Here is a 16,585-nt window from a genome sequence, read left to right as displayed (position 1 = left end):
AGCATCGAACCCGGAATCTCGAGATTCCGGGTTCTCGCTTTGCGAGCCCCGGAATGACGGCGCTTGGGACTGTGTCGCCTCTGCCCTAGACCTTAATCGATTTTAACGATATCGCTGCCCTCCATAATGAGGGAAGCGTCATCTTTTCTGAGCCGCGCAGGCTCGCGCGTGCTGGCGGCCATGCTGCTGGCAGCGGCGACCGCGCTGGCCGGCTGCGCCGGAGGCGGCGGCAATGCCGCCAATTCCTACGCGATGGCGCCACCGAGCGCCGGCTCCGGGGCGACGGTCGCTTTCGAATCGATCGACGGACCGCCGCCGCAGGTGTTCGACCGCATGGTCGGCGTGCTCGACAGCGAATCCAAGCTGCGCAGCCTCTCGATCGTCTCCCGCGAGGGGACGGCTGCCTACCGCGTGCGCAGCTACCTCTCCGCCCAGGTGGTGCGCGGCAAGACCGTGATTGCCTGGGTCTGGGATGTCTACGACGCCAACCAGCAGCGGGCCTTGCGCCTCTCCGGCGAGGAGCCGACCACCGCGGCCAAGGGCGGAAAGGATCCGTGGGCTGCCGCCGACGATCTGGTGCTGCGGAAGATCGCCCAGGCCGGATTCAGCGGACTTTCCAATATGATCAACGGAAGGCCGGATGCGCCGGGCTCGGTTCCGGGCCTGCGGGGCCCCGCTGTGGCGAGCGTGACTCCGGAGGCGCCGGCAGCCGTGGTGCCCGCCTCGGCGCTCGGCTATGCCCAGCAATAACCACCGCTAAACCACGGGCCCAATTCCCGGGCAAACCTTTGGCCCGACTCAGGATTTTCAGAGGGAAAACGTAGCATCCCGGGTTGCCATTGCAGCCTCCCGCCTGATATTTCCTCGCCCGTCGTAACCGTGCTGCCAGTGGGTATTCTCTGATGTTGAACGTCGTATCCAGCAAAGCGCGGGAGGAAGCGTCCATGTCGGCCAAGAACGGCTCAATCAAGCTTGTCGCCGGCAACTCCAATCCAGCGCTCGCGCAAGCGATCGCGCAGGGCCTCGACCTGCCGCTGACCAAGGCGGTGGTCCGGCGCTTCGCGGACATGGAGATCTTCGTCGAGATCCAGGAGAACGTCCGCGGCTCGGATGCCTTCATCATTCAGTCGACCTCGTTCCCCGCGAACGACCATCTGATGGAATTGCTGATCATCACCGACGCGCTGCGACGCTCCTCGGCGCGCCGTATCACAGCGGTGCTGCCCTATTTCGGCTACGCCCGCCAGGACCGCAAATCAGGTTCACGCACGCCGATCTCGGCCAAGCTCGTCGCCAATCTGATCACCCAGGCCGGCGTCGACCGCGTCATGACGCTCGACCTGCATGCCGGCCAGATCCAGGGCTTCTTCGACATCCCGACCGACAATCTCTACGCGGCGCCGCTGATGGTGCGCGACATCAAGGAGAGGTTCGATCTCTCCAAGACGATGGTGATCTCGCCTGACGTCGGCGGCGTGGCCCGTGCGCGCGGCCTTGCCAAGCGCATCAACACACCGCTCGCGATCGTCGACAAGCGCCGCGAACGGGCCGGCGAATCCGAGGTCATGAACGTGATCGGCGACGTCGCCGGCTACACCTGTATCCTGATCGACGACATCGTCGATTCCGGTGGCACGCTGGTGAACGCGGCCGATGCACTGATCGCCAAGGGCGCCAAGGACGTCTACGCCTACATCACCCACGGCGTGCTCTCCGGCGGCGCGGCCGCCCGTATCGCCGGCTCGAAGCTGAAAGAGCTCGTCATCACCGACTCGATCCTGCCGACCGAAGCGGTGACCAAGGCGCCGAACATCCGCACGCTGCCGATCGCCAGCCTGATCTCGGACGCGATCGCGCGCACCGCCGCGGAAGAGTCGGTGTCGAGCCTGTTCGATTGATTTCTTACCTCGCCCCGCTTGCGGGGAGAGGTCGGAATTCGAGCGAAGCTTGAATTCCGGGTGAGGGGGACTCTCCACGAGTGCAACTCTCACCTCCCTCGCGGAGACTCCCCCTCACCGCTCCCTCTCCCCGCAAGCGGGGCGAGGGAGCGCACTTTCCCTCCGTCCCTCACGACGCGCCTGGTCCGCAGCGTGCCTCGCTCCCCCACGGGTTGTTGCCGGGTGCGGCCCATGACATCATCGTGACATTGAGTCATCGCTGCCTGGGTCCCTGATGCCGCACCGGAAATTTGCTTGGGAGAAGCTGTCAGACGACGAGCTGCTGCAGCAACGCCTGAGCAGCCTCCGGGTCACGGTCGAAGGCACCTGGCTCGAAGGCTGCGTCGGCACGCTTTACGAAGAGCTCGAAGAGCGCGGCATCCGGCTGCGACCGCACACATGGATCTCGAGCGAGTGGTTCAGTCCGGGAGACGTGCCCGGCATCGCCATCCCCTTCTATCTCGCCCATCCCCGCCTGATGAAGCTCGAGAAGAAGATGATGTTCGACGTCGAGGGCGGAACCTGGCGCGAATGCATGGCCATCCTCCGCCACGAGGCCGGCCACGCCATACAGCACGGCTTCCAGCTGCAGCGGCGCCGGCGCTGGCAACAATTGTTCGGGCCATCGTCAAAACATTATCCGCGCTACTACCGGCCGAACCCTGCGAGCCGGCGTTACGTCCAGCACCTTCGGCTCTGGTACGCGCAGAGCCACCCTGACGAAGACTTTGCCGAGACCTTTGCAGTGTGGCTGAAGCCGCGCTCGAACTGGCGCACGCGATACGCCGGCTGGCCCGCGCTGAAGAAGCTGGAATATGTCGACCAGCTGATGGGCGAGATCGCGGGAAAGCGACCGCTGATCACGACACGCGAGCGCGTGGATCCGCTCAGCAAGCTCAGCCAGACGCTCGAAGACCACTATGAGAAGAAACAGGCGTTCTACGCCTTCACGCCGCCGAAGACCTACGACCGCGACCTCTCCCGGCTGTTCTCCACCGATCCGCGGCATCATCGCTCAAAACCCGCGTCCAGCCTGATCAGGCGGCACCGCGCCCAGATCAGACGGCTGGTCGCGCGGTGGACGGGCGAGAACCAGCTCACGCTCGATGCCGTGCTCGACGACATGATCTCCCGCTGCCGCGAGCTCGATCTGCGCGCGGTCGGACCCGAACAGAGGCTCGTTCTCGATTTCACTGTCCTCGTGACCGCCAAGACGATGCACGCGCTGTTTGGCCCGTCTCGGCGCAAATGGATCGCGCTATGAGACGACTCCGTATTCTCGTGCTGATGCATCCGGACTTCATGCCTCCGGACTCCTCCGACGGATACACGCCGCAGGAAATCAACACCTGGAAAACGGAATACGACGTCGTCAGCACCCTGCGCGCAGCCGGCCATGAGGTCCGCGCGCTCGGCGCACAGGAGGAAATCAGGCCGGTTCGCGAAGCGATCGAGGGGTTCAAGCCGCACGTGGTGTTCACCCTGCTGGAGGAGTTCCACTACAACGTCGCTTACGACCAGCACATCGCCAGCTATCTCGAGCTGATGAAGGTGCCCTATACCGGCTGCAACCCGCGCGGCCTGATTTTGGCGCGCGGCAAGGATTTGTCCAAGACGCTGGTGCATCATCGGAGGATCGCGGTGCCGGCCTTTGCCGTGTTTCCGATGCGCCGCAAGGTCAAGCGTCCAAAACATCTTGCGCTGCCGCTGATCGTCAAGAGCCTGAACATGGATGGATCCGCCGGCATCTCTCAGGCCTCGATTGTCGATACCGACGAAAAGCTCGCGGAGCGCGTCGCCTTCATCCACGATCGAAGCGAAACGGCGGCCATCGCCGAGCAGTTCATCGAGGGGCGCGAGCTCTATGTCGGCGTGCTCGGCAACAACCGGCTACGCGTGCTGCCGGTTTGGGAGTTGAAGTTCGGCAGCATGGGCGGGCGCAGCTCACGCCACATCGCCACGGAAAAAGCCAAGCACGACACCGACTATCAGGAACGCGTCGGCATCGTCGACGGGCCGGCGAAAGACCTTGCGCCAGATGTCACCGCGCGGATCCAGCGCGCCGCGAAACGCATCTACCGGGCGCTTGGCCTCGACGGCTATGCGCGCATCGATTTCCGCCTCGCCGCCGACGGCACGCCCTATTTCATCGAGGCCAATCCCAACCCCGAGATCGCCAAGAGCCAGGAATTCGCCACGGCGGCCCTGCACGACGGGCTGAAGTACAAGGATCTGCTGCACAGGATCCTGACGCTGGGGATCAGCCGTGCCAAGGCAGGCGTGTCGCTGGGGTGAGACTGGGCGGCTTGCACCGATATCGTAGGGTGGATTAGCGAAGCGTAATCCACCTCTTCTATTTCCGCGGCGGCAGACGTGGTGGATTACGCCTTCGGCTAATCCACCCTACGGCACCTAGCTCGCCTCCGCCTTCGCGCTCACCACATCGGCAAACGACTTGAAGAACTCGCCGGCGAGCTTCGTCGCGGTCGAGTTGATCAGCCGCGCCCCGAGCTGGGCCAGCTTGCCGCCGATCTGGGCGTCGACATCGTAGTGCAGCACCGTGACATCGGCGCTTTCCGATTCCAGCCGCACCAGCGCACCGCCCTTGGCATAGCCGGCGACGCCGCCGGAGCCCTCACCGGAAATGCGATAGGCGTTGGGCGGATCGAGATCGGACAGGGTCACCTTGCCGCTGAACGTCGCCTTCACCGGGCCGACCCTGAAGACCACGGTTGCCGTCATCTCGTTCGGCGCGGTCACGTCAAGCGACTGGCAGCCGGGGATGCATTGCTTCAGCACCGCGGGATCGTTCAGCGCCGCCCACACCTGTTCGCGTGAGGCGGGAATGCGCTGGCTGTCGTTCATCTGCATGATGGGTGTCTCACTCTTTGCTGCCTGGTTGACCGGCACGCTGGCCGCGCCGACGTTCCCTGGTGATCTCGGCGAGGATCGACATCGCGATCTCCTCCGGCGTGATGGCACCGAGATCGAGCCCGGCCGGTGCCTTGAAATCGTCGATCGCGGCGGCGCTCGCGCCCTCCGCAAGAAGCTTGGCGCGCAGCGACGCCATCTTGCGGCGGCTGCCGACGAAGGCGTGATAACAGGCCTTGGTCGCAACCGCCGCGCGCAGGGCGGCTTCGTCGCCCTTGCCTTGCGTCGAGACCACGACGAAACGCTTGGCGTCATTGAGTTCACCGAGCTGATAGCCGTCGATGACAGCATCGGCGTCCGGCTGCGCCGTGAGCTCCGCGGCGGGTGCGGCGAACGTGACGTGATAGCCGAGCACGCGCGCCTGCGCGGCAAGCGACAGCGCCACGGGGCTCGCACCGAGGACGACCAGTGAGGGATGCGGCAGCACCGGCTCGACGAAAATATCCATCGTGCCCTTGCTCGGGCACATATTGCTGGCGAAGCGGATGCCGTCGCGGCTCTCGCCGGCGCTGACGCCGAGTTCGGCCAGCAGGTTTTCCGGCTGCACCGACACCATGCGCGGCTCGCCGTCGGCGAGCGCCTCGCGCGCCGCCTTCAGCACCGCCCCTTTGGCGCAGCCGCCGCCGATCCAACCCGCGACGATGGTGCCGTCGGCCGCGATGATCGCCTTGGCGCCAGCCTTCGCCGCGGTCACCGACACCGTCCGCACCACCGTCGCGAGCACGAAGGCGCGCTCGGCGGCCTTCATCTGCGCGACCAGATCCAGCAATTCGACATGAGCGGTCATCGCAACATCCCTCAGAGCTTCGCCAGATAGGGTTCGAGCGCGCGCAGGCTTTGCAGCGAATTGGCGGGCGCATAGAGATCGACATGCGGCAGCGCGGCCTTGATGCCGCGCGCCTCGGGCGAATAGCCCTCCCAGGCCATCATCGGATTGAGCCAGACGACGCGGCGGCAGCGGCGATGCAGCGCCGCCATCTCGCGCCCGAGCAATGCGGCATCGCCGGTCTCGTAGCCGTCGGACACGATCATCACGCAGCTGCGCGAATGGATCACGCGCGCAGCGTGCCAGCGGTTGAAGGTCTGCAAGGACTCGCCGATCTTGGTGCCGCCGCCCGCGCCCTGCGCCATGATCGACAGCCGGTCGAGCGCGCGGCCGGCATCCCTCTCCTTCATCGCGTCGGAGACGTAGGCGAGGCGCGTGTGGAACAGAAATGCCTCGGCCTCGCGGAACTGATCGAGCACACCGTGGATGAAGCGGAGGAAGACGGAGGTGTACATGCTCATCGAGCCGGAGGCATCGAGCAGCACGATCAGCCGCAGCGGCTTGTCCTTGCGCTTCCGCTTGACGAGCGCGATCGGCACGCCGCCATGGCTGATATTGCGATGGATGGTTCGCCGCAGATCGAGCCGGTAGCCGCGCCGGCGCGCCAGATCGCGCCGGGTCAAGCGGGTGCGCATCGCTCTCGCGAGCTGCGCGGCTGCCTCGTGGGCCTGCGCGACCTGATCGGGATCGCTGAGCTTGCGGAAGTCGACCTCGGCAAGATTCTCCGCGCGCGAGGCGCCTTCCATGCGGCCCTCGCCGGAGCGGCCCTCAGGTGCAGCGTCCGACGACGGAAGCTGGTCGGTGACGGATTGGTTGCCGCCCTGCTCGGCCGATTTGTCCTGCAGGCTCTTCAGCGACGGATTGCTGGCGCCCGGCGTCGAGCCGACGGTACGCGAGCGCGAGCGAACGCGCTTGGCCATCCAGAACGCATCGAACAATCCATCGAACTTGTCCCAGTCGGATTTGCGCGCCGAGAACAAATGCTTGAATGCCGCGCGCAAAAGGCCCGGCCGGGCGGCATAGCCCGAGGACATCAGCGTCGCGGCATCCTGCCCTTCGGCGAGCCCGACGCGGAAGCCCGCTTCGCGCAAGGTCCGCAGGAACGCCGCAAGCCTCGCGGACACGAGCCTGGAGACCTCATTGAGGTCATCATATTCGGGGCTCGAGCCGCAGCAGCTCATGCGACCTTCCCCAGCAGGCGCTGCGTCACCTCGGGCGTGACGCGGGCACGGTCTTCGTGGGTCTTCAGCAGGCAAACCAGCGTCTCATGCACGGTCTCGGGCGCGTCGTGGAGATCGCGCACATCGAGTCCGACCAGCGCGGCCGCCCAGTCCAGCGTCTCCGCGACGCCAGGGACCTTTCGCAGCTCCTCCTTGCGCACGCCCTCGACCATGCGTGCGATCTGGAGCGATAGCGACGGGCTGGCTCCCGCGACCCGTGCCAGGATGATGCGGGTCTCGCGGTCGACGTCGGGATAATCGACATAATGATAGAGGCAGCGCCGGCGCAGCGCGTCGGAGAGCTCACGGGTGCCGTTCGAGGTCAGCACCACGTGCGGGATGGTGACGGCGGGAATGGTGCCGAGCTCGGGGATCGAGACCTGGAAGTCGGACAAGAGCTCCAGCAGGAACGCCTCGAACTCGTCGTCCGCGCGGTCGATCTCGTCGATCAGCAGCACAGGTGCCTTCGGCCGGCGGATCGCCGCGAGCAGCGGGCGCTCCAGCAGGTATTTTTCAGAGAAGACCTGGTCCTCGATGCTGTCAGTGCCGCGATGCGCCTGGATTGCCAGCAATTGCCGCTGGTAGTTCCACTCGTAGAGCGCGGAGGACTGATCGAGCCCTTCGTAGCATTGCAGCCGGATCAACTCGGTCGCATGCACCTTTGCCAGCGCCTTTGCGACTTCAGTCTTGCCGACGCCCGCCTCGCCTTCCAGCAACAACGGACGTCGCAACATCTGCATCAGCGAGATCGCGGTCGCGAGGTCCGCATCGGCGATATAGCCGGATGCGGCCAAGGCTTGCGCGATCTCGTCTCGGTTTTTCATGCTTCCTCCGTCGTTCCGGGATGGTGCGAAGCACCAGACCCGGAACCTCGAGATTCCGGGTTCGGTCCTGCGGACCGCCCCGGAATGACGAACCAAAACTAAGCAACCGCTCCGAGGGCCTTCGCCGCCTTCCAGTTGCGCCAGAAATCATGCGGCATCTGGATGTGGGTGCTCCCGAGGAACGAGAACGCGTCGTTGACGGCGTTGGAGAAGGCCGGCACGCCGCCGACATTCGGGCTCTCGCCGACACCCTTGGCGCCGATCGGATGATGCGGCGACGGGGTGACGGTGAAGTCGGTCTCCCAATGCGGCGTCTCCACCGCGGTCGGCATGAAGAAGTCCATGAACGAGCCGGTGACGACGTTGCCGGTGTCGTCGTAGCGGATCTCCTGGCCCATCGCGATGGCGAAGGCCTCGGTCAGCCCGCCATGCACCTGGCCCTCGATGATCATCGGATTGATGCGGGTGCCGCAATCGTCGAGCGCATAGAAACGCCGGACCTTGTACACGCCGGTATCGACGTCGATGTCCATCACGCAGAGATACGCACCAAAGGGATAGGTCATGTTGGGTGGATCGTAATAGCTGACCGCCTCCAGCCCCGGCTCCATGCCAGGGGGCACGGAGTTGTACGCCGCCCAGCAGATATCCTTCATCGACATGAATTTCTCCGGCAGGCCCTTCACCCGGAAGCCGTCGATGTCGAATTCGAGATCGTCCTCGTGGACCTCGAGCTTATAGGCCGCGATCATCTGCGCCTTGGCCTTGATCTTTCGCGCAGCCATCGCGATCGCAGCACCCGCCACCGGCGTCGAGCGCGACCCGTAAGTGCCGAGCCCGTAAGGCGCGGTATCGGTGTTACCCTCCTCCACCATGATGTTGTCGGCGGGAATGCCGATTTCAGTGGCGATGATCTGGGCCCAGGTTGTCTCATGCCCCTGGCCCTGGCTCTTGGTGCCCATGCGCGCGATGCCCGCACCGGTCGGATGCATGCGGATCTCGCAGGAGTCGAACATCGCTATCCCCAAGATGTCGCAATTCTTCGACGGGCCGGCGCCGACGATCTCGGTGAAGAAGGAGACGCCGAGCCCCATGACCTCGCGGGTCTCGCCGCGCTTGAACGCGGCCCGCTTCTCCGCCTGCTCTTTCCGGAGTGCGGCGTAACCGGTCGTCTCCATCATCTTGCGCATCGCAGTGTGGTAATCGCCGGAATCGTATTCCCAGCCCAGCGCCGAGTGATACGGGAACTGCTCCGGCTTGATGAAGTTCTTCAGCCGCAGCTCGGCCGGATCCATGTTGAGCTTCTGCGCCAGGATATCCATCGCGCGCTCAATGCAGTAGGCGGCCTCCGTGACACGGAACGAGCAACGGTAGGCGACACCACCGGGCGCCTTGTTGGTGTAGACGCCATCCACCACCAGATGTGCGGTCGGGAAGTCATACGAGCCGGTCACGATGTTGAAGAAGCCGGCCGGCCATTTCGACGGGTCGGCGCAGGCGTCGAACGCGCCGTGATCGGCGAGCACGTGCACGCGAAGCCCCGTGACCTTGCCGTCCTTGGTCGCGGCGATCTCGGTCGTCATGTGGTAATCGCGCGCGAACGAAGTCGCGGTGAGGTTCTCGATGCGGTCCTCCACCCATTTCACCGGCTTGCCGGTGACGATGGACGCGACAGCCGCGCAGATATACCCGGGATAGGCGCCGACCTTGTTGCCGAAGCCGCCGCCGATGTCGGGCGCGATGACATGGATCTTCTGCTCCGGCAGCTTTGCGATCAGCGACACCACGGTGCGGATCACATGCGGAGCCTGGAAGGTGCCGTAGATCGTCAGCTCGCCCTTGATCTTGTCGAAGGAGCAGACGCACTGGCAGGTCTCCAGCGGCGACGGATGGGTGCGGTGATAGGAGATCATCTCCTTGATCTTGACTTCGGCCTTGTTGAAGGCCGCGTCGGTCAGCTCCTTGTCGCCGACAGTCCACTCGAAGATGTGGTTGTCGTGCTTGCGCGGGCCGTGCGCGCCGGACATCTTGCCGACGAGGTCCTCGCGCAAGATCGGCGCATCCTTGTCCATCGACTTGAAGGGATCGACCAGCGGCGGCAACGGCTCGTATTCGACGATCACCTTGTTGATGCCGTCATCGGCCGCATAGCGGTCGGTGGCGACGACGAAAGCGACTTCCTGGTTCTGGAACAGCACCTTGCCGTCGGCCAGCACCATCTGCACGTCACCGGCGAGCGTCGGCATCCAGGCGAGATTGACCGTCTTCAGCGTCTCGGCGGTGATCACCGCGAGCACGCCGGGCACTTTCAGCGCCTCGCTGTCGTCGATCTTTGTGACGCGCGCATGCGGATGCGGTGAGCGGACGAAGTCGCCATGCAGCATGCCCGGCAGCTTGACGTCGTCGACGTAATTGCCCTTGCCTTGGGTGAAGCGGATGTCCTCGACGCGCTTGCGCTTGCAGCCCATGCCTTCGAGTGCGGCGGTGCGTTGTTCCCGCGTGGGAGTGAGGTCATTCATTCTGCGGCCTCCTGGAATTCCACGCCGTTGATCTTGGCGGCGGCATATTGAATGGCTTTGACGATGTTCTGGTAGCCGGTACAGCGGCAGATGTTGCCTGATATGCCCATCCGGATTTCCGGCTCGCTGGGCGAGGGGTTTTCCTTCAACAGGCGATGCGCGCGCATGATCATGCCGGGCGTGCAGAAGCCGCATTGCAGGCCGTGCATCATGCGGAAGCCTTCCTGCAGCGCGGACAGCGTGCCATCGGCATTAGCCATGCCTTCGACCGTGGTGATGTCGCTGCCCTGCGCCTGCACGGCGAACATGGTGCACGACTTCACCGACATGCCGTCGATGTCGACAGTGCAGGCGCCGCAATGCGTGGTTTCGCAGCCGATATGGGTGCCGGTCATCCCGAGATTTTCGCGGATGAAATGCACCAGCAGCGTGCGCGGCTCGACGAGGCCTTCGACCTCGGCGCCGTTCACCTTCATGGTGACGTGTGTTTTGGCCATTGATCCCCTCCCTTATTTCGCTTTGGCGGCGGCGCGCTGCAGCGCGCGTGTCACCATGATGCCGCCGACATGTTTTCTGTATTCGACCGGTCCGCGTGCATCGGCCGCCGGAGCCATGATCGCTTCGGCTGCCGCGGCCGCCTTCTTGAGCGTGGCGGCATCGAGACTCGTACCGATCACAGCCTTTGCCGCGTCAGCAGCAAGCAGCGGCGTCTCGTGGACATTGGTGAGGCCGATCGCGCAAGTCGCGACCTTGCCGCCGGACATCGTGAGGACGACTGCCGCAGCGGCGGTCGCGTAATCGCCGACCTTTCTCTTGAGCTTTTCATAGGCGTAGCCGTGGCCGGCTGCGGGCACGGGGATTGAGACTGAGGTGAGGATCTCGCCGGGCTCGAGCGCCGTGAAATAGGCGCCTTGATAGAAGTCAGCGGCCGCGACATCGCGGGCGCCACCAGAGCCTTCAAGGCGATAGGTCGCCCCCAGCGTCATCATCAGGGCCGGCATGTCGTTGCCGGGATCGCCGTTGGCGACGTTGCCGCCGATCGTGCCGCGGTAGCGCACCTGCGGGTCTGCGATCAGCAGTGCCGTCTCATGCAGGATCGGCATCGCCTTGGCGACGTCCTCCGACGCCAGCAACTCGTGCTGGGTGGTCATCGCGCCGATGACGAGATTGTTGCCGGAGCGGCTGATGCCCTTCAGCGCGGCGATGCCGTGCAGATCGATCAGATGGGCGGGGGAGGCGAGCCGAAGCTTCATCATCGGCACCAGACTGTGCCCGCCGGCCAGTGGCCGGGCATCCTCGCCGAGGTCGGACAAGAGTTTGACGGCATCGGCGACACTCGCCGGCCGGTGATAGCCGAATGAGCCTGGGATCATCATCTCCTCCTCGTCGTCCTTTGCGCGTGACGGCGCGGACGTTGGAGGGGACGGTCTCTCCGGACGGGGCAAGCCGCAATCATTCGGGCACCAGAGCGGGCTTTTTGCACGAATTGCGGATGGGAACGCACGAATTGCGTCAGGTGAGGCGACCCTTCACCTTTGCCTAAGCCTGCCGCCGGTTCGCTAACCCGAGTCTCGCCTTCACCTCGGCGATCTTCGCCCGGCTCACCGGCACCCGGTGCGGCGACGGGCCATCGAGCTCGAGCACGGCGCCGTCGCCCTCTTTGCGGACCAGGGCAATATGGGGGATGGCGACGATATGACTGCGGTGCACCCGCAGGAACAGCGAGGGATCGAGCTGTGCCTCGGCTTCCGAAATCGACCAGGGGCACATCCGCTCGCGGGTCCCGTCATGAACGCGGGTGTAGTGCGCGTCCGCCCGGACGCTGCGGACATTGGCGGTGTCGATGAAATGCGTGCCGTCAGCACTCTCGACCGGCAGCCGGGGAACCGGCGCCCGCGGCGGCTGGCCGAGACCACCGAGCGGCGCCATCGGACGTGGCGAAGCGGTTGCGGCCACAAGCGGCTCGGCGCCAACAGGCGCGACAGGGGGTGAAACCTGCTCCACAGCGACCGGCGCCTGACGCCGCGAATCCGGAACCAGCGATAGCAGGAAGCCGGCCGCAATGACGAAGCACAACACTGCGACGATGATCGACAGCATTTGCTGCGACGCGGCAAGACCGCCGCCATGATGATGCGCCGCACCTGTCAGTGGCTCGAAATGCATGCCGAGCATCGCGGTGTAGTGCATACCGGAGACGGCCATGCCGAATACAATCGAGCTGACGATCAGCCGGGCGCCTTCGGGCTGCGCCAGGAAGGCGCGCAAGCCACCATAGGCCGTGACGATTGCGACCACGACCGACAGAAAGACCATGGTCGGGTCGTGCACGATGCCGAACGACCCGGCGAGGCCGTGGATGCCGACATAATGCATGCTCGCGATGCCGACGCCGAGCAACACGGCCGACGACGCCACTCGCCTCAATTTGGGCTCGCCGACCGAGACAAAGAACAGCGAGATGCCGACCACCAGCGCGCAGATCAGGAACGAGATGATGGTGGGAAGAACGAGATAGACCGTGTCGGGCGGCAGCGGTGCGGCCAGCATGCCGACAAAATGCATGGTCCAGATGCCGACCGCCAGAAACGCAGCCGCACCCGCGAGCAGAACGCGGTTGCTGACGCCGGGCGTGTTGCGGATGCGAGCAGCAAGCGCAAAGCCGGTATAACCACCCAGACTCGCGATCGCCACCGAGAGCGCGACGAGATAGGGATCGTGTCCTTCGAACATGATCTTGTCGGCCGCCCGTCTCCACGGAGCGGCCTCCTCCCGCCGCCGACTTTATAGGGACGGCGGCGGGATTGACAATCAGCGGCGTGTGAAGGCGAGGCTTGGTGCGCTCCAGGACCCTCATGGTGAGGAGGCGCGCAAGCGCCGTCTCGAACCATGCAGGCCCCACTGTAACCTTCATCCTTCGAGACGCGCTACGCGCTCCTCAGGATGAGGAGCGCGAGTCTTTGTGACCTCTACACAATTCCGGCCGCGACCTGGCCGCGCAGGCGCTCCAGGCCGTGCAATGTCTCGGCACAGGCGGCCGCGACCTCGACGCCCTTGATTGCAAAGTGCCTGCGGAAGAAATCGTAATGCACTTCGGTCTCGTGGAATTGCTGCGGCGTCAGCACGGCGGAGAACACCGGCACCTCGGTGCGCAGCTGCACGTCCATCAGCGCCTTGATCACGGTGTCTGCGACGAACTCGTGGCGATAGATGCCACCATCGACGACAAGGCCGGCCGCGACGATCGCAGTGTAGCGCCGCGTCTTGGCGAGGACCTGCGCGTGCAGCGGGATCTCGAACGAGCCCGGCACCTCGAACACGTCGACATGGGTGAGGTGGCGTGCCTCGGCCTCCTTCAAGAAGGCGAAGCGCGCCTCCCGCACGACGTCGTGATGCCAGCAAGCCTCGACGAAGGCGACCCGCTGCGGCTTTGCGAACCGCGGGTGCTCGGTCGCCGGGGGAACCGGCGGTTGGGCGACTTGAGACGTTTCGATTTGGGGATCTTGCAACGTCTGATTCATGGCTTTCCTCTCGAGGACCAGAATCAGGGCACACGGAACGAAAAGCAGCCGCACCTTGCGATGCGTCCGCCACCGACCGTTCTCTTTCATCCGGACTTTAACCGTCGGCTTCGGAGTTGCACCGAATCTGCTGACCCTTCCCCTCGGCAAAGACCTCGGAGAAGGCGCTCGCGGGCTTAGGCCTTTCGGCCCTTACCGCCGGTGGGGACTTTCACCCCGCCCTGAGAACATCGGCCGCCCGGGATTGAGCGACCTGAGCCGAAATATGCCGCCGGCGAGGGGCAGCAGGCAAGCCTGTTCCGCAGCCAAAAACCGCATGGTCCCATGCCGCTATGGGGGGTGCGGACCTCGGAAGACGGAATTAACGATTGGGCCGGCGGCCGCTCGATCCGATTCCGGTTTGTTCTCAAATTAATAATTGTGTCCGAGATGAGCTGTGGACGAACGAGTCCTGTCTTGTGGACGGACTCGCGACCCAGTTGCGCAGATTCCGCAAATCACATCAGTTGATCCGCGACAAGCCCGCGCTGGTCCGAAGGGATCGCAAGAGCGACTCCGAGAGGATCGCTGAAAGCGATTCCGAAGAGATTGCCCTTAACGACGTTAAGGAAGCGCGCGCCGGACCAACCGCGTGCGTATCAAAAGACAACAAGAAGGCAAAAGGTCGAGACGGCATGTCCCTGCTCGAAGGCACTATCGATTCCCGAAATCACCCGCTCGCGGTGGTCGAGGACATCGCTGCCAGCAATAACTGGCCGTTCGAACGCTCCGGCGAAGACGAACTGACCATTGTCTCGAAGGGACAATGGACCGACTACCAGATCTCGTTCACCTGGATGGGTGAGATCGAAGCGCTGCATCTGGCCTGCGCTTTCGACATGAAGATTCCGGTCGCGCGCCGCGGCGAGGTGCAGAAGCTCGTCGCCGCGGTCAACGAGCAGTTGTGGATCGGCCATTTCGACCTGTGGACCAACACCGGCATGATCATGCACCGCCAGGCGCTGGTGCTGCCTGGTGGACTCACCGCCTCGACCGCGCAATGCGAAGCCATGCTCGCCGGCGCCATCCACGCCTGCGAGCGCTACTTCCCGGCATTCCAGTTCGTGGTGTGGGCCGGCAAGACCACCACGCAGGCCATGGACGCGGCGATGTTCGATACGGTGGGCGAGGCGTAGGGGTCCGCTCAATATGGTGAGGGACGGGTAACTCTTTCCTCATCGTCGTCCTGGCGAAAGCCAGGACCCATACAGCGTGAATTCTCTGTGTCGCGCGACGCTTGTTGCTCTGCCCTCCATCCACTAGAACCCCTTGGGGTAATGGGTCCTGGCTTTCGCCAGGACGACGGTTGTGGCAACAGCGATGGCAAACAAGACTCTCCAAAACATCTCCGGCACCATCCTTCTCGCCGGCGCCGGCAAGATGGGCGGCGCGATGCTGACCGGGTGGCTGGCCGGCGGGCTCGATCCGCGCCGCGTCGCCGTGGTCGAGCCGCACCTCTCACCCGAAATCACCGCGCTTGGCGCAAAAGGCGTCGCGCTCAATCCCGATGTGAAGGCGGCAGGCACTGTCGAGACGATGGTCGTTGCGGTGAAGCCGCAGATGTTCCGCGAGGCCGGCGCGAGGCTGAAGTCATACGTATCTGACGAGACCTCCGTGGTGTCGATCATGGCGGGAACCACAATCGCTGCGCTCGAAGAGGTCTGCGGCGGCGCCGTGGTGCGCGCCATGCCGAACACGCCGGCCGCGATCGGCCGCGGCATTACCGTGGCGGTCGCTGCGAAGACTGTCAGCGCGGGACAGCGCGCGGTGGCTGATGCCTTGCTGCGCGCCACCGGCTCGGTCGAATGGGTCGAGGACGAAAGCCTGATGGATGCGGTGACCGCGGTCTCCGGTTCGGGCCCGGCCTATGTGTTCCTGCTGGCCGAAGAGCTTGCGCGTGCGGGCGTGGAAGCAGGCCTGCCCGAGGCGCTCGCGACCAAGCTCGCGCGTGAAACGGTCGCGGGCGCCGGCGAGCTGCTGCACCGGTCGGATCTGCCGTCCGCCACGCTGCGCCAGAACGTCACCTCGCCCGGCGGCACCACCGCCGCAGCTCTCGGCGTGCTGATGGGCGAGCCGGGCCTGCGCGATCTGATGATCCGCGCCATCGCGGCGGCGACGAAGCGGTCGAAGGAACTGGCGAAGTAGCGGCTACGCGCCCAATCGCTTGTTGAACATCTCGACGTTCACAAGCCCGCGCGCGTGGCGGCCTTCGCCGAGCTTGCGCGCGCCTTCGAAGGCCTCGACCTCGAAGCGAATGACGCGGCGCTCGACGGCGATCACTTTCGCCGTGGTACGTACCGTCGCGCCGACGAGCGCGGCTGCAAGATGACGGATGTCGACCTCGGTGCCGACGGTGACCCAGCCGGGCTGGAGCGCGGCGCGGATCGCGTCTCCCGACGTCATCTCCATTTCCAGGATCATCATCGGAGTCGCATAGACCATCGGCATGCCGGGCACGAAATGCCCGACCGTACGCTCCACCGGCACCACCAGCGTGCGTTCGGCACTCATGCCGATCTTGATGAAATCGCGTGCGTCCATGGGTGCCTCACACACGGTGTCGTCCCGGACAAGCGCGCCAAAGCGCGCGCCGATCCGGGACCCATAGCCACAGGAAATTGTGGTTACGGGGACTCGGAGTTATCATTTCATCAGATAACCACTGCCTGTGGTTATGGGTCCCTGTGTGTGGAAAGTCTGTCATGATGGCGGTGGGCGGGAAGCCGTTGGGTCCTTGGCGCTTGACGCCGTGATCCGGCCCGGTCTCC

At 64.7% G+C, this 16,585-nt stretch carries 16 protein-coding genes and 1 riboswitch; of the genes, 6 read left to right on the top strand and 10 right to left on the bottom strand.

Going from position 1 to position 16,585, the window contains the following annotated elements; translation table 11 throughout:
• Positions 1–126: 126 nt before the first annotated feature.
• From M2427_RS40765 to M2427_RS40750, 4 genes are all read left to right on the top strand, one after another.
• On the top strand, positions 127–750 hold the full coding sequence (locus M2427_RS40765) for a hypothetical protein (RefSeq protein ID WP_280712369.1): 624 nt from the start codon (positions 127–129) through the stop codon (positions 748–750).
• Positions 751–944: 194 nt separating this feature from the next.
• Positions 945–1,898, top strand: a complete 954-nt coding sequence (locus M2427_RS40760) for a ribose-phosphate pyrophosphokinase (protein WP_280712368.1) — start codon at positions 945–947, stop codon at positions 1,896–1,898.
• Between the two features lie 274 nt (positions 1,899–2,172).
• Positions 2,173–3,201, top strand: a complete 1,029-nt coding sequence (locus M2427_RS40755) for a putative zinc-binding metallopeptidase (RefSeq protein ID WP_280712367.1) — start codon at positions 2,173–2,175, stop codon at positions 3,199–3,201.
• Positions 3,198–4,232 (top strand): ATP-grasp domain-containing protein, encoded by a 1,035-nt coding sequence (locus M2427_RS40750; RefSeq protein ID WP_280712366.1) that lies wholly within the window; start codon positions 3,198–3,200, stop codon positions 4,230–4,232. The genes M2427_RS40755 and M2427_RS40750 overlap by 4 nt, the downstream gene beginning before the upstream one ends.
• 117 nt (positions 4,233–4,349) lie before the next feature.
• Here M2427_RS40750 and M2427_RS40745 read toward each other — a convergent pair whose 3' ends face one another.
• From M2427_RS40745 to M2427_RS40705, 9 genes are all read right to left on the bottom strand, one after another.
• Positions 4,350–4,808, bottom strand: a complete 459-nt coding sequence (locus M2427_RS40745; protein WP_280712365.1) for a carbon monoxide dehydrogenase subunit G — start codon at positions 4,806–4,808, stop codon at positions 4,350–4,352.
• Between the two features lie 10 nt (positions 4,809–4,818).
• Complete coding sequence (locus M2427_RS40740; protein ID WP_280712364.1) at positions 4,819–5,655, bottom strand: XdhC/CoxI family protein; 837 nt, start codon at positions 5,653–5,655, stop codon at positions 4,819–4,821.
• An 11-nt stretch (positions 5,656–5,666) separates the two neighbouring features.
• Positions 5,667–6,875 (bottom strand): VWA domain-containing protein, encoded by a 1,209-nt coding sequence (locus M2427_RS40735; RefSeq protein ID WP_280712363.1) that lies wholly within the window; start codon positions 6,873–6,875, stop codon positions 5,667–5,669.
• Positions 6,872–7,738, bottom strand: coding sequence for a MoxR family ATPase (locus M2427_RS40730; RefSeq protein WP_280712362.1), 867 nt, complete (start codon positions 7,736–7,738; stop codon positions 6,872–6,874). Before M2427_RS40730 ends, M2427_RS40735 begins: the two co-directional genes overlap by 4 nt.
• 98 nt (positions 7,739–7,836) lie before the next feature.
• On the bottom strand, positions 7,837–10,257 hold the full coding sequence (locus M2427_RS40725; protein ID WP_280712361.1) for an aerobic carbon-monoxide dehydrogenase large subunit: 2,421 nt from the start codon (positions 10,255–10,257) through the stop codon (positions 7,837–7,839).
• On the bottom strand, positions 10,254–10,754 hold the full coding sequence (locus M2427_RS40720) for a 2Fe-2S iron-sulfur cluster-binding protein (RefSeq protein WP_280712360.1): 501 nt from the start codon (positions 10,752–10,754) through the stop codon (positions 10,254–10,256). Before M2427_RS40720 ends, M2427_RS40725 begins: the two co-directional genes overlap by 4 nt.
• Before the next feature lie 12 nt (positions 10,755–10,766).
• Positions 10,767–11,630 (bottom strand): xanthine dehydrogenase family protein subunit M, encoded by an 864-nt coding sequence (locus M2427_RS40715; RefSeq protein WP_280712359.1) that lies wholly within the window; start codon positions 11,628–11,630, stop codon positions 10,767–10,769.
• A gap of 166 nt (positions 11,631–11,796) precedes the next feature.
• Positions 11,797–12,990 carry an MHYT domain-containing protein gene (locus tag M2427_RS40710; protein ID WP_280712358.1) on the bottom strand — a complete coding sequence of 398 codons (1,194 nt, stop codon included), beginning with the start codon at positions 12,988–12,990 and terminating at the stop codon, positions 11,797–11,799.
• Positions 12,991–13,226: 236 nt separating this feature from the next.
• Entirely contained in the window at positions 13,227–13,778 is a 552-nt protein-coding gene (locus tag M2427_RS40705; RefSeq protein WP_280712357.1) for a 6,7-dimethyl-8-ribityllumazine synthase, read from the bottom strand.
• Between the two features lie 74 nt (positions 13,779–13,852).
• Positions 13,853–14,011, bottom strand: a riboswitch (FMN riboswitch).
• A 441-nt stretch (positions 14,012–14,452) separates the two neighbouring features.
• Between M2427_RS40705 and M2427_RS40700 the strand changes: the two genes are divergently transcribed.
• Together M2427_RS40700 and proC are read left to right on the top strand one after the other, a co-directional pair.
• Positions 14,453–14,953: a YbjN domain-containing protein gene (locus M2427_RS40700; protein ID WP_280712387.1), complete on the top strand. Its 501-nt coding sequence runs from the start codon at positions 14,453–14,455 to the stop codon at positions 14,951–14,953.
• Positions 14,954–15,137: 184 nt separating this feature from the next.
• Entirely contained in the window at positions 15,138–15,962 is an 825-nt protein-coding gene (gene proC, locus M2427_RS40695; protein ID WP_280712356.1) for a pyrroline-5-carboxylate reductase, read from the top strand.
• 3 nt (positions 15,963–15,965) lie between these two features.
• Here proC and M2427_RS40690 read toward each other — a convergent pair whose 3' ends face one another.
• Complete coding sequence (locus tag M2427_RS40690; protein ID WP_280712355.1) at positions 15,966–16,358, bottom strand: hotdog domain-containing protein; 393 nt, start codon at positions 16,356–16,358, stop codon at positions 15,966–15,968.
• Positions 16,359–16,585 lie beyond the last annotated feature (227 nt).

It is taken from the genome of Bradyrhizobium sp. BR13661 (genome assembly GCF_029892425.1).
Classification (GTDB): Bacteria; Pseudomonadota; Alphaproteobacteria; order Rhizobiales; family Xanthobacteraceae; genus Bradyrhizobium.
Note: the sequence above shows the minus strand (reverse complement) of the source record. Positions and strands in the feature narration are given on the sequence as shown.